Origin of the sequence: Butyrivibrio sp. INlla21 (assembly GCF_900116875.1) — a bacterium.
Lineage (GTDB): Bacteria > Bacillota > Clostridia > Lachnospirales > Lachnospiraceae > Butyrivibrio.
This window is the reverse complement of the sequence record NZ_FPCC01000027.1, coordinates 1-13,386: the sequence shown is the minus strand read 5'-3', so window position 1 is coordinate 13,386 and position 13,386 is coordinate 1. Positions and strand designations below refer to the sequence as shown.

Genomic DNA, 13,386 nt, shown 5'->3' with positions numbered 1-13,386 from the left:
ACATATCTTTTTCATTTCATTTTTTGTTTTGGTTATTTCATTTTTTGTGGCTTATTATTTTAATTCCTGTATTCTCTCATTCATTCTTTTAGCTTCTTGGCGATAGTGGATCATAAATATAAACCAGATAAAAAACGTTACAAGTATCTGCCCGATTACGATGCAGATTGTCATTATGGGTGAGCTGCCATCGCCCATCCACCCTTCGTTTGCTGCAACGATAAAGTATATGACGAGTCCGATTCCCATGTGGATCAGAACTTTCATCGGCATCGGAAGTTTATCGGATGAATAGACTACGGTTGGTGCTCCAAAGCCGATTCCGATGATAAGTGCTCCGATAACCATCTTGGTAAATGTGTAACCACGAAGCACGAAATCTCCGCCGTAGCCGATATCAAAAGCGGCTGCTGTTAAACAAAACATTGTATATGAAATTCCTATTGCGATAAGTGTATTTTTGATCATGACTTTAATCATTTCTTTCATGACGATTCCTCCTTACAGTCCGAGATACTTCTTGAATTCGGGTAAATACTTCCTTGAAACATAATCCTTTAATCCGTTCTTAAGCTTAAGAAGTAGTGTACCGCTAAAGCCCGGTTCAATGCTGTCCATGTATGAAAGGTTTATAAGCGTGGACTTCGAGATCTGCATGAACATATTTCCAAGCTGGCTTGCTAGTTCATACAATCTTTTTGCTGAACGGAATGATCTCTTTTCACCGTAAATAACAGTATCTCCGTTCTCAACACGAACCATATAGATATCTTCCGGCTTAAGCACAACAAGCTCTTCCCCTACGCGCGCCGTCACGGGAGCCGCCTCTGTGCTAAGCATATCAACTATCCTGCCGATATCCTCCGTCATCTTATCTGTATGGATTTCCGCATATGCTTCATGAACTTCAGGTGATATTATCACGTTTACTTTCATACGCCTCCCCTTTCATGATTCCATCATACAACAGCATATGATTCCTGTCTTTGGATTTGCGGTAAGTGGCAAAAATATGTAGGTGAAATGCAAAAATCCGCATAAAAAAATCGAGTAGGTTTTTGTTCCCTACTCGACTTCGCAGCAATATTGTATTTATATTTTCACAGTCCTTTTTTTGCATGCAGATAATATGAATATAGTATCGGAATGACCACTACGATAAAGATGCTAACAATTACAACAATCTCGGGGGCTTTGGTCGTTATTCCCACAATTATCATTATGATCCCGCCGATCATCCAAAGGTATCCGGCAAGACGATGTGTCTTTTCCCAGTTAAGCTCATTGTCCAATGTCCACGGTACTTTGATACCTACCGCGTAATTCTGTCTCGTTTTAGGAAGCCAATTTCCAAGTATCAGGAAAAGCGCACCGACAAATACCAAAGTATAAACCTCCGGAGAAGTTGCAATCCCGACATTGTAGGTATAGAGCATTGTCATAGTGGCTATTGATATAATGGGAGCGAGCCATAGAACGAGGTAAGCAATCTTTTTATTCTGATTCTTGGCCTTAGGATCAAGCGAGGTAATAAAGAGACAGAATAAATGCAAAACCAACAAGATAAGCGGTACTCCGACCACCGTAAACAGCTTGGATGCATATCCGTCTGCCTCTCCGCCGACTCCAAAATGAGTTGCCATAGTTTCGGGAAGCTTGTCCCATATGATAAAGCCGGCCACAATAGGTAATAATACTGCAATAGAAGATATCAGAATTTCTCTTAATCCATATTTTTTCATGTTATTTGTCCCCTTTCAGTGACGACATCCATACCATGATCTCTTCCAGTACGGATGTATTCAGATGATAAAAAATAAAATTCTTTTGCTTCTCTTCATAGATCAGATCGGCATTCTTAAGAATCTTAAGGTGATACGACATTGTCGGCCCGGTCATATCGAAATGATTTCCAATATCTCCCGCAGTCATTGGCCCGTCTTTCAACATGTCCAATATCTCTCGCCTTGCCGGATCCGATAATGCTTTGAACGTCTCCGCAAATCCCATTGTTTCCTCCATAGTATTTTGAAAAATATCTATTTAGATGTTTATCTAAATAGATGATAGCACTTTATTTTCGATATGGCAATACCTTCTAACTTGACATATTAATCAATCAAATATATATTATTTCCAGGATTTTTCTAAATCCTCTCGAAGATTATTCAATCTCTCGAGTTTTTCCTATTTTTATTTGAATATGAGCACTCCTACGTATTTTTCATATTCACAAAAATGTCGAATGGAACATATTGACAATATGTCTTATTCAACATATTATAATAATTAATTCGAGGTATACATGTACGAAATTGAATTTTATGACACCGAAGAAGGAAAGTGTCCCGTTCATGAGTTTTTAGATTCTTTGGAACCTAAACTCAAAGCAAAGACACTCAGAACCAAGCACAGTTCCAATATCACTAGAATTATTTATTTCTTTTACATTGGAAAGAAAGCCATTCTCACAAACGGTTTCATCAAGAAAACCATGAAAACGCCTAAGTCCGAACTATATCTTGCCAAAAAGTATAAGGAGGACTATGAACGGAGGTATAAAGCATGAGTAGCTATAAAGAATATAAAGAAAAAGCACTAAAGGATCCTGCTGTAAAGGCTGAATATGACGCTCTTCAACCTGAGTACGATCTCATTCAGGCAATGATCGATGCACGTAAAAAGCAGCATCTTACTCAGAAAGAGCTATCAGAAAAAACAGGTATAACACAGGCAGATATCAGCCGAATAGAAAAGGGATTACGAAATCCCAGTATTTCAATGTTCAAGCGGCTTGCTGATGGACTAGGATTACAACTAAAACTCGTCCCCAAGTCAAATACTGCAAAGGCGAGCAAGATATAATGCTATGTATATGTGATCCTCCGTACAGATATACGCAGATGAATATATTTTGACATTGCTCCCGGATGGCTTATAATTGTTAGATGTCGTCGCTCTTTTTACTGCGCCGGCAAAACATCTAAGGGAGGACATAATAAAATGAAAAAAAGATTATTGACGATGGTTATAGTGGCCATGATGGTAACAGGATGTGAGAAAAACGGAAATAATGACGTTGTAAACGAGCAGTCATCTGCTGCAGAACAGTCATCGGTAGAGGCTGCAGCTACAGAAGCATCTTCGGAGGATGCAGCAGCTACCGAGCAGACATCTGAAGACGCTGCCGCAACAGAGCAGACATCGGATGACGCAGCTGCTACTGCTCAGACATCTGAAGCAGCTTCTGCCACAGAACAGACATCGAAAGAAACTGCCGCTACAGAGCAGGCATCAAAAGAGGCTGCTGCAGAGCAGCCCGCTCAGGATAATGCAAAAGAAGAATCTAAACAAGCAACTGCAAATCTAAAAGACGGAACCTATACAACAAATCTTGTTTCCGAGCCATTCCCATATTCCCCGGGTTATGTAAAAAGTGTCTCAGTTACCGATAATGCGGTCATAATTGAAGGTGATGTGTACCAGTACGACGATAATTGGAATACGATAGATTTGGGAACCAATACATACACACTTCCGATCGATGCAAACACACAGTACCTTTCAAGTGGTGGTGAGGAAGCTGCCAAGCATATGAGCAAGGAAGACTTCGCAAGCAAATTCCCCCAAATTATCGGTTCCGGATTGGGACTTGGAATTAAGATTGAAAACGGCGTTGTTGTTTCATTTGATATTTTCTCATAAATAGGATTTTTCGTGTGCACGCTAATTGCACAGAGCCTGCAGATTACTGCGGTGGAGCGATTTGTGTGATTTTCCAAAATATGCAGTTCTCGCACGAGAAGTATGATTTTCAAATCGAATAAAACCCGGGAATGCTGACTTCCATGAGCAACGTCGAAAGGAAGCATTCCCGGGTTTTTGAGATTATGAAAATCACTGCGAGGAGAAAACAAATATTTTGGAAAACACATAATAAGCTCCGCTGCAGTAATCGCAGTTTCTATTATTTAGCGGCTTCACAGATTATATCGATGCACTTCTCAACGCCGAGCGTCGAGCTCTTGAGGCACATATCGTAGTAGTCGGCGTGGCCGAACTCAGTGTTGGTGTAGTACGTGCAGTACTTGCGCCTCGTTCTGTCGACCTCTTTCATCTTCTCGAGAATCTGCTCCTCTGTGTAATCCGGCATCTTCTCCTTCATGTGCTGAAGTCTGAAATACTCCGTCGCGGAGATGAATACGTGAAGAGTCTTGTCGTACTCTTGCAAGATCATGTTGGCGTTACGACCGACTATGACACAGTTACCTTTCTCGGCGACCTTCCTGATAGCTTCTCTCTGAGCCGCGAAAAGCTTCTCATTAAGAGGCTTGTTGTAGAAATCAAAAAGACTCTGTCCAAAGCCGAATTCCCTTGGAACCTTTTCATCAAACTTTCTGATCTCCTCAGGTGAAAGAGAACCCGATTCCCTGGCTGCGCTAAGGATAAGGTCTTTATCAAAATAATAAAATCCAAGTCTGTCGGCTACCGCTCTTCCGATGGTTCCGCCGCATGAACCGAACTCTCTGCTGATAGTAATAATGTTTTTCATGGCATTACCTCCTCTATAAACTCATGTTTATATCCGGATAGATCCTGCTCCTTATAAAACCTTATTAAGGAAATCAATCGTACGTGCTTCTTTAGGATTAAGAAGTACTTCCTGTGGTGTTCCCTCTTCTATTATATACCCACCGTCCATAAAAATAACTCTGTCGGCGACTTCTCTTGCAAATCCCATCTCGTGGGTAACAATGACCATTGTCATTCCCTCGGCCGCAAGTTCTTTCATAACCGCAAGAACTTCACCGACCATCTCGGGATCGAGAGCAGATGTAGGCTCGTCAAAGAGCATAATATCGGGATTCATGCAAAGAGCTCTCGCAATGGCAACTCTCTGCTTCTGTCCGCCTGAAAGCTGACTGGGATAGCTCTTTTCCTTATCGGCAAGACCGACCTTCTCAAGCATATCCTTGGCTCTCTTTAGAGCTTCTTCCTTGCTGCATTTTCCGAGCATCACGGGTGCGAGCATGAGGTTGTCGATGATATTCATATTGTTAAAAAGATTAAAGTGCTGGAATACCATTCCGATATTCTCTCTAACCTTGTTGATATCAACCTTCTTAGAGGTGATCTCTTTTTCATCGATAACGATCTTACCTTCTGTTACGGTCTCGAGCTTATTAAGGCATCTTAGGAAAGTGGATTTACCCGAGCCCGAAGGGCCGATAACTACAACAACTTCACCCTTGTAAACTTCTGTAGAAATGTCTTTTAACACTTCAAGACTTCCGAAGCACTTCTTTAAGTGCTCCACATTTATCATAGTAATATCTTTATTCGCGGCCAACGTTCAATCTCCTTTCCACAACCTTCGCACTTCTTGAAAGGATAGTGATCACAATAAGATACATAATGCCGACGATTGCCCATGTCTGGAAAGACATGAAGGTATTGGCCTGCACGTTCTTGGCTGTATTAACAAGCTCCGGGAATCCGATAACAGAAAGGATCGATGTATCTTTCAAAGTGATTATGAACTGGTTGATAAAGGTAGGGATCATGGTCTTGATTGCCTGAGGAAGCACAACCTTTCTCATTGCCTGAGAATAAGAAAGACCAAGTGATCTTGCAGCCTCCATCTGACCGGGATCGACGGAAAGAATACCCGCTCTTATGATCTCAGCCATATATGCTCCGCAGTTAAGCGCAAGACAAATGGTTCCTGCTTGGAGCGCCGGAAGCGAAACATTAAAACCACCTATTATCGTATTGAAAAAGTAAGGCATTCCAAAGTAAACAAAGAACGCCAATACGATCATCGGAACACCTCTTATGACGTCAACAAATATCTGAGCGATGACATTGCACACTCTGTTCTTGATAACGCCCATGATTCCGAAGATAAGTCCGATGATACAAGCAAAAAACAGGCCTAATAATGCCAGCAGCAGCGTTCTTCCGAGCGCTGCCGATAACATACCGCCATAAACAGTAATAATTCTAAACATAAATCAGTCTCCGAGATATTTGGCAAGAATCTCATCGTACTTGCCGTTAGCTTTGATGTTTGCAAGTCCTGCGTTGAACTTGTCGATAAGTTCCTGGCTGTCCTTGGTAAATACAGCAAAACCATACTCTGCAGGCTCGTTACCTGTTCCGTCAACAAGCTTCATGGCAATGCCTGAATCCTTGATCGTAGCTGCCATGATCGGTGTATCGTCGAAGCAAGCCGCAACCTGTCCGCCTGTAACTGCCTGGTAAACTGTCGGTGAATCCTCAAAGTATGTAACTGTAAAGTTATACTGCTTAGCAAGCTCCTCTGCATATGTAGCTGACATTGAACCTGTCTTAACGGCTACTGATGCACCTGAAAGATCCTCAAAGCCCTTGATATCCGAATCTGCTGCCACAGCCATGCTCTGGTTGGCATCATAGTATCCGTTTGAGAAGATCCAGCCTGAAGCCTTACGCTCATCAGTGATTGAAGCGCCTGCGATCATTCCGTCTGCCTGTCCTGCCTGGCATGCTGCGATCGAAGCATCCCATCCAAGTGACTTAAGCTCATATTTAAAGCCCTGATCCTCAGCAACTGCTGCAAGAATATCTACGTCGATTCCTACGAAGTTGCCCTTGTCATCTGTGTATTCAAAAGGCTTAAATACTGTATCTGTTGCGATAACCCACACCTTACCGTCTGCTGCCCCCGCATTATCACCGGTAGATGCGCTCTGTGTATTTCCGCAAGCCACAGCAAGTACTGCCATAGCCGCAGTCATGAATAATGCCAAAACCTTTTTCTTCATTCCCATTTCTCCTTTATCACACTAATGTACTGACTTACATTCCTTAATTATAAACGAAAACCAAGCGAATGCAAAACAATGTTTGCGATTTGCTTGGTTTAAATTTTTACATATGATTCAGGTGTCAAACTCTTGTTGTCCACTTGGTGCAATCGATTACCTGTGCACCCATATCCTCGTAAAAATCAGGCTCGTGACAAACCATGATGATGCTTCCCTTGTATTCCATGAGGGCTCTCTTAAGTTCTTCTTTTGCATCGACATCAAGATGGTTCGTAGGCTCGTCGAGTACAAGTAAGTTTGACTCACGATTTATCAGCTTACAAAGTCTTACCTTGGCCTGCTCACCGCCTGATAAAACTTTGCACTTACTCTCGATGTGCTTGGTCGTAAGTCCACACTTTGCAAGAGCAGATCTGACCTCATACTGAGAAAATCCGGGGAATTCCTTCCAGATCTCTTCCATACAGGTTGTCTCAATATCGGGCGACATTTCCTGTTCGAAATATCCGACCTCAACGTTCTCTCCAAGCTCCGCGGATCCGCTTATCGCAGGGATAAGTCCGAGGATACTCTTTAAAAGAGTCGTCTTACCGATTCCGTTTGCTCCCGTAAGCACAATCTTGGTATTTCTCTCCATCGTGATATTAAACGGAGATGAAAGAGGCTCATCATAGCCTATCACAAGGTCTTTTGTCTCAAATACGATCTTACCGGGAGTTCTTGCCGTCTTAAAGTTAAACTCAGGCTTTGGCTTTTCCTGAACCTTCTCGATAAGGTCCATGTTATCAAGCTTCTTTTGACGTGCCATCGCCATGTTTCTTGTCGCAACTCTTGCTTTGTTCCTTGCAACGAAGTCCTTGAGATCCGCGATCTCCTGCTGCTGCCTGTTATATGCCGCCTCTCTCTGAGCTTTTTTCATCTCATAAACTTCCATGAACTTGTCGTAGTCTCCGACGTATCTGTCGAGCGAATGCGTCTGTCCGTCCATGTGATAGATGATGTTCACGACGCTGTTAAGGAACGGAATGTCGTGAGATATCAGGATAAAAGCGTTGTCATATTCCTGCAGATATCTAGTAAGCCAGACGATGTGCTCAGCGTCAAGATAGTTAGTCGGCTCGTCAAGCAAAAGAATGTCCGGCTTCTCCAATAATAGCTTAGCGAGAAGAATCTTGGTTCTCTGTCCTCCCGAAAGCTCCGTAACGTCTCTGTCGAGGCCAAGCTCAAGAAATCCCAGCGCTCTCGAAACCTCTTCTATCTTGGAGTCGATCAAATAGAAATCTCTGTTGGTCAAAAGATCCTGAATCGTGCCGAGCTCTTCCATCAGCTTTTCAAGCTCTTCTTCGCCCGCTTCACCCATTGCGTCGCAGATCTCGTTCATTCTCTGCTCCATAGCATACAAAGGCTCGTATGCTGAAGCAAGAACGTCTCTTATAGTCATGCCACTCTTAAGGACCGCGTGCTGATCAAGATAGCCTACATTAACGTTCTTGGCCCACTCGATGTTACCCGCATCGGGCATGAGCTTTCCGATAATTATGTTCATAAAAGTGGACTTGCCTTCGCCGTTGGCTCCCACAAGTCCAATGTGTTCTCCCTTAAGAAGTCTGAATGACACATCATCAAAAATGGCTCTGTCTCCAAAGCCATGTGTCAGGTGTTCAACATTTAAAATACTCATAAAACCTCACCACTGTCCCATACTTAAGAATTCGACCGCTTTAGCTCTTCCGTGCTGATACACTCTCTCAAGCTCTTTTTCATCCTTTTCAATGGGACTTACATTTAAAGGCGCATCGGGCCTTATTACCATAATCTCGCCCCTGCCTTCTTTTTCTCTTATATATCTCTTTTCCTCATTGTACATGAGATGGCGATCCGCCATACACTTTATCATGTTAGGATACTTCCTAAGCATAAGCTTTGCAAGGGGCATAAGTTTCTGCTCGCCCTTTACGTAGTCTTTTGGCTGCGTCTCGATAACCAGTATCTTGTCATAGCCCTGCTCTTCCATGAATTTCAGCGGGATGGAATCGGATATTCCTCCGTCGAGATACACGCCGCCGTCTATATGCACAGGCTTTGATACAAGCGGCATTGAGGCTGACGCCCTGATCCACTCGATATCCTCTTTTCCGCCGGTTGTGAGCTTATGATACACAGGTTTTCCTGTCAAAAGATCTGTCGCAACGCAGTAGAATTCCATCGGATTATTCTGAAAAGTCTCTATATCCCACACATCAAGCTTGTAAGGAAGCTCATCGTAGCAGAATTTAGCGTTATAAATATCTCCCGTAAAAAGAAGCGAAGACAAGCTGTGATATCTTTTGTCCGTGCAGTATTTCTTGTTATAACGAAGTGCTCTTCCGTGTTGTTTGGACTTAATATTACATCCGAAGGTTGCACCCGCAGACACGCCAACCGCGCCGTCAAAGGTGATGCCCCTTTCCATAAACACGTCCAAAATGCCGCAGGTAAACATCCCGCGCATCGCTCCGCCTTCCATTACAAGTCCTGTTTTCATCTTGTTATGATCTCCCCTTTGCAGTCCATGACCGCAGCTTCCCTGATTATCTCTCCTATGCTGTCTGCGACGATCTTGCCCGACTTCGGATTCTTGACGGAATCGATATGTCCCACGATATCCGCTTCAACTTCCGAATATTCAAAAGAAAGATCGCAGTCTTCCATCGTGCAATTTATAAGCCTAAGTCCCTTGCAGTAGCAAAGAGGCTGTGTTCCTATTATCTTGCAGTTAATAAGTGTGAGATTCTCGGAATACCACGCAAGATACTCGCCCTTAACGATACTGTCTTTTACGGTAACGTTCTTGGTATGCCAGAAAGCATCCTTGGTATCAAGAATACTGTTTGTGATCTCCATGTTCTCAACGTATTGGAAGGAGTATTTGCCCTTCATATTCACGTTATCGAGCTTAATGTTCTTACTGTCGAGGAAAAGATACATCGACTCAATGCTCGAATCAAGAAGGGAAATATTGTCGCATTTCCAGCCAAACTCCTCTGATACTATATCACACTTTTGAAGCTTTATGTCTACGCATTCTCTGAGCGCTTTTATACCGCCGAGTTTACTGTCGTGAATAAAGCCGTTTTTGTCATACCAAAGTGCGGCTCTTGTAAGCTCGTTCATGGTAGAATTCTCTATCTCGAAATCAGTCACATGCCAAAGCGGATAACGAAGAGAAAACTTACAGTCACTGACTTTAATATTACGCGCTTCCTTAAGTGCGGATTCGCCGTCGGCAGGGCCGTCAAAGACGCAGTTTTTTACTTCCGCATCCGTAAGATTATATAAAGCTCTTTCCTCATCAAGCTGCTTGTTTTCAACTAAATTCTTCATAGTAAATTACCTCATATATTAAATCGAGAACATTATACCACTATAAATAAATTGTGCAAAATCTTTTGAGACAAAGAATAAAGAGTCGCTTGCGACTCTTTGCGCCCGAGCGGAATTGCGAAGCAATTAACTTCATTTCCGCGAGGTGTGCATCCTAGCGGAGCGTTTTTTATATAATAGGAAATCCAGAGGAATTTCCTATTATATAAAAAAGTGCACCGCCTATAAAAAGAAAAATCTCCTTAGCGGCGGTGCACATGCCAAAACTACTATAAACTGATATGTTACAGGGCTTTATCCGGCCCATTTATCCTGTTATTTAATGACTATTATACATGCTACTCGGCATCCATTTCAATACGTCCGTACTTTTCTACAAATTCATCCATAGGTATCGGCATTGAGTAATAATATCCCTGAAGATAGTCGCAGCCGATATCCACCATCGCTTCTGCCATCTTCTCATCCTCAATTCCTTCAGCCGTAACGCTAAAGCCCATCCTCTCGAAAGTATCGACAAGATTGGGAAGGATAACATCCGGTTCCTTACAATAATCCCAGACAATACTCAGATCAAGCTTGATGTTGATGAACGGATACTTCTTGAGCCTTGAAATGTTGGAATAGCCTTTACCGAAGTCGTCAAGTACAAAAGAAAAACCTTTTTCTTTTATGTTGCCTATCTGCTTCTCCATAAGTCCCTCTTCACCCATGGCTTCTTCCGTAACCTCAAGGTGAATGATCTCCGGCGGGATATCATATTTTTTCAATATGGAAAGAAGTCTCTGATCAAGGTCCGATCTCATGAACTGCACAGGAGAAAGATTGACGTTGATCCACCTCATACCCATTTTTCTTATATCATTGTCCTTAATGAATCGGCATGTCTTTGCAAATACCTGCTCACCGAGCTGATTGATCTTGCCGTTCTTTTCCGCAATCGGGATAAAAAGCCCCGGCGGTACAAGCTTTCCGTTATTATCGCGGATCCTTGCAAGAGCCTCCGCGCCAACAAGCTTACCTGTAAGTGCATCCATAACAGGCTGCAGGAAGACTTCGACTTTGTTGTTATCAACCGCGTATTCAAGCGATTTTTTTATCTCCGTTCCCTTTGCCGCTTCTTCCATGATCTTGTTATCTACATAGTTTATGCTGCCGTCTTCGTTCTTTTCCACAACCTCAAGTGTACTTATGATCATGTTCAAAACCGCATCGCTGCTGCTGTAATTGCCCGAATCTATTGCAGCATATCCGGCCTCGAGATAAAGCTCCGTATCATTGGATTTCCAAGGACTCATAAAACGCTTAACAAGAATGCTGTGAATCTTTTCGACATCCATGTTCTCATCGCCAAGGATAACAAATCTTCCGCTTCTGAAATAAAATACTTTGTACTTTTTAAACGTCTGATACAGATAGGTACCCATGATCGAAATGCCGCTATCCATCTGCCTTCCGCCATAAATCTCGCGAACCTCGCTGTAATTATGAATAATGAACGCCATGATCTTGTATTTCTTTTTGCCGTTTATCTCATCAAGATACTCCTTGAGCGCCCTGCTGTTAAAGGCATAGCTTCTGGCCTCAAGATAAAAGTCGGGATTCTCGAAAGTAAGGTAGATTATCGTGATGGCTATAAGGCTGAACGTATCCATAAGAAGGTGTCTTGGGTAAAGGATCCTAAGAACCGTACCTGCCAAAAGAACCGTATTATAGAAATACACGCCCTTGATATCTCTTCTTCTCTTAGGAACATCTCTAAGGTGATACGAGACAACATATGAGCCGAGTATCAAAAACCACTGAACAAAGTTTAGGTAAAAATAGAATGGCCCCTCATGATATCCGGTGTCATCAACATAAAAGATCGCATGAGTTATCGGACTTGAAAGCACGATAAGAAAAGATAATATTATAGGAATCTTCACGAAAAGAGATCTCTTTTGTCCATCCGTATAATCGATCTTAAAAACATTAAGGGTGAAAAAGTAGAAATGGAGCGCCCTTATGATAAAGAAAATAAAATACGCACCATTAAGCAGATACAGCAGCACTATGGGAAATGCAGTGTAATGATCGTCCGCAAGACCCGAGACAATATCAAGAGAAGTTACCGCGCACTGCAGCAAAAGAAGGCGCAAAAAGGTACGATTCATCTTGATCGGAATACGAGGAAGATAAAAATAATAGAGTGCATATAAAAGAATTACCAAAAGACTAGGGATTGCAAAACTATAGTTCCACATAAAGTTTTTACCTCTTCATGCTAAAGATCCCGAAGAAACAATTGTCAGTTTTTGGTATAGAAAATAACTCAATTTTATATTACAACAATTTTGTACCATTGTACGTCAATTTACATAAATTTAAGGATTTTTGCAGAAAACTAAAAATGTGATCATTTTATGAAAATTTAATAATTTAGCGATGCAAAGTGATACAAAAATACTATGCTTTTATCGATTATTAGTATATAATGTATACATTAAATGAAATTTTGTTGTGAAACCACAATAGGTTGAGGGGCCTTGAGTTTTACAAGCCACTTCGTTTAATAATTTCTTATGAGATGGAGGAATTGCATAATGAGAAGATCTACAAAGATCAAGACAGGCATGAGCCATGGGTGCATCGAGATTATGACTGATGCTATTAAGGCTAAGGAACAGAACCTGTCATACGGCAAGCTTAAAGCGCTTGAGATGATGGGAAATGTAGCACTTCAAGAGGAAGAGTACAGTTCCGAATATTCGGTTCACACTCAGGACCTCGTGCGCAGAACGGAGCACACTTCTGAAAAGAAAGCCGTTGCATTCGTTAAGATTAGATAAGGATATATAAAGAGAAGGTTTATATATATAAACTAAATAGGGAAAAAAAGTCCTCGGAGTAAACCTCAATGTCATTAAGTTAAGAGGGACTTTAAAAGATCTCTGCATCAAAAATGATGCAGGGGTCTTTTTTTCTGCAAAGAAGGGGTTGACAGCAACACCGAAAAGTGCGGCCGCTTTCGCTACTGATTGTTTTTAGAGGTAGCGAAAGCGGCCCTTGAAATTGTAAGCATATTTCTCAATTTCAAGGAGGTGCACATGAAACCACAAATAGTAAAGAATCTTTTGATGTCTCAGATCAAAACAATTGCTGCTAATGCCAAGTCTTTCTGTATCGATGCTGAGAGGAACTTCTCAAGAAAAAGAAAACTGACTATGGAAAA

General features: G+C 42.0%; 16 protein-coding genes. 4 read left to right on the top strand and 12 right to left on the bottom strand.

Annotation, left to right across the window (positions count from 1 at the left end):
* Positions 1–54 precede the first annotated feature (54 nt).
* The 4 genes from BM377_RS13125 to BM377_RS13110 all read right to left on the bottom strand — a co-directional run bounded on the left by BM377_RS13125 (position 55) and on the right by BM377_RS13110 (position 2,010).
* Positions 55–489, bottom strand: a complete 435-nt coding sequence (locus BM377_RS13125) for a DUF3021 domain-containing protein (protein ID WP_092249358.1) — start codon at positions 487–489, stop codon at positions 55–57.
* Positions 490–501: 12 nt separating this feature from the next.
* Positions 502–936 (bottom strand): LytTR family DNA-binding domain-containing protein, encoded by a 435-nt coding sequence (locus BM377_RS13120; protein ID WP_092249354.1) that lies wholly within the window; start codon positions 934–936, stop codon positions 502–504.
* Between the two features lie 164 nt (positions 937–1,100).
* Positions 1,101–1,742 carry an SdpI family protein gene (locus tag BM377_RS13115; RefSeq protein WP_092249351.1) on the bottom strand — a complete coding sequence of 214 codons (642 nt, stop codon included), beginning with the start codon at positions 1,740–1,742 and terminating at the stop codon, positions 1,101–1,103.
* A gap of 1 nt (position 1,743) precedes the next feature.
* Complete coding sequence (locus BM377_RS13110) at positions 1,744–2,010, bottom strand: autorepressor SdpR family transcription factor (RefSeq protein ID WP_092249348.1); 267 nt, start codon at positions 2,008–2,010, stop codon at positions 1,744–1,746.
* A 295-nt stretch (positions 2,011–2,305) separates the two neighbouring features.
* On the opposite strand from BM377_RS13110, the gene BM377_RS13105 reads away from it, so the two are divergent.
* The 3 genes from BM377_RS13105 to BM377_RS13095 all read left to right on the top strand — a co-directional run bounded on the left by BM377_RS13105 (position 2,306) and on the right by BM377_RS13095 (position 3,705).
* Positions 2,306–2,569, top strand: a complete 264-nt coding sequence (locus tag BM377_RS13105) for a type II toxin-antitoxin system RelE/ParE family toxin (protein WP_092249345.1) — start codon at positions 2,306–2,308, stop codon at positions 2,567–2,569.
* Positions 2,566–2,865: a helix-turn-helix domain-containing protein gene (locus BM377_RS13100; protein WP_092249341.1), complete on the top strand. Its 300-nt coding sequence runs from the start codon at positions 2,566–2,568 to the stop codon at positions 2,863–2,865. The genes BM377_RS13105 and BM377_RS13100 overlap by 4 nt, the downstream gene beginning before the upstream one ends.
* Before the next feature lie 138 nt (positions 2,866–3,003).
* Positions 3,004–3,705 carry a prolipoprotein diacylglyceryl transferase gene (locus tag BM377_RS13095; protein ID WP_092249338.1) on the top strand — a complete coding sequence of 234 codons (702 nt, stop codon included), beginning with the start codon at positions 3,004–3,006 and terminating at the stop codon, positions 3,703–3,705.
* A gap of 262 nt (positions 3,706–3,967) precedes the next feature.
* Here BM377_RS13095 and BM377_RS13090 read toward each other — a convergent pair whose 3' ends face one another.
* From BM377_RS13090 to BM377_RS13055, 8 genes are all read right to left on the bottom strand, one after another.
* Positions 3,968–4,552, bottom strand: a complete 585-nt coding sequence (locus tag BM377_RS13090; RefSeq protein WP_092249335.1) for a cytidylate kinase-like family protein — start codon at positions 4,550–4,552, stop codon at positions 3,968–3,970.
* A gap of 51 nt (positions 4,553–4,603) precedes the next feature.
* Positions 4,604–5,326, bottom strand: a complete 723-nt coding sequence (locus tag BM377_RS13085; protein WP_092249458.1) for an amino acid ABC transporter ATP-binding protein — start codon at positions 5,324–5,326, stop codon at positions 4,604–4,606.
* 10 nt (positions 5,327–5,336) lie between these two features.
* A complete protein-coding gene (locus BM377_RS13080; protein WP_092249332.1) occupies positions 5,337–6,011 on the bottom strand; it encodes an amino acid ABC transporter permease in 675 nt (224 codons plus the stop codon).
* Positions 6,012–6,014: 3 nt separating this feature from the next.
* The gene (locus tag BM377_RS13075) at positions 6,015–6,806 is read right to left on the bottom strand and encodes a transporter substrate-binding domain-containing protein (RefSeq protein ID WP_092249329.1); all 792 of its coding nucleotides are present in this window, start codon (positions 6,804–6,806) and stop codon (positions 6,015–6,017) included.
* 124 nt (positions 6,807–6,930) lie between these two features.
* Entirely contained in the window at positions 6,931–8,490 is a 1,560-nt protein-coding gene (locus tag BM377_RS13070) for an ABC-F family ATP-binding cassette domain-containing protein (RefSeq protein ID WP_092249326.1), read from the bottom strand.
* A gap of 6 nt (positions 8,491–8,496) precedes the next feature.
* Complete coding sequence (locus tag BM377_RS16630) at positions 8,497–9,333, bottom strand: patatin-like phospholipase family protein (RefSeq protein ID WP_092249323.1); 837 nt, start codon at positions 9,331–9,333, stop codon at positions 8,497–8,499.
* A complete protein-coding gene (locus BM377_RS13060; protein ID WP_092249320.1) occupies positions 9,330–10,172 on the bottom strand; it encodes a DUF3737 family protein in 843 nt (280 codons plus the stop codon). Before BM377_RS13060 ends, BM377_RS16630 begins: the two co-directional genes overlap by 4 nt.
* Positions 10,173–10,510: 338 nt before the next feature.
* The gene (locus BM377_RS13055) at positions 10,511–12,418 is read right to left on the bottom strand and encodes an EAL domain-containing protein (protein ID WP_092249317.1); all 1,908 of its coding nucleotides are present in this window, start codon (positions 12,416–12,418) and stop codon (positions 10,511–10,513) included.
* Between the two features lie 339 nt (positions 12,419–12,757).
* Between BM377_RS13055 and BM377_RS13050 the strand changes: the two genes are divergently transcribed.
* Positions 12,758–13,003, top strand: coding sequence for a hypothetical protein (locus BM377_RS13050; RefSeq protein ID WP_092249314.1), 246 nt, complete (start codon positions 12,758–12,760; stop codon positions 13,001–13,003).
* Positions 13,004–13,386: the final 383 nt, after the last annotated feature.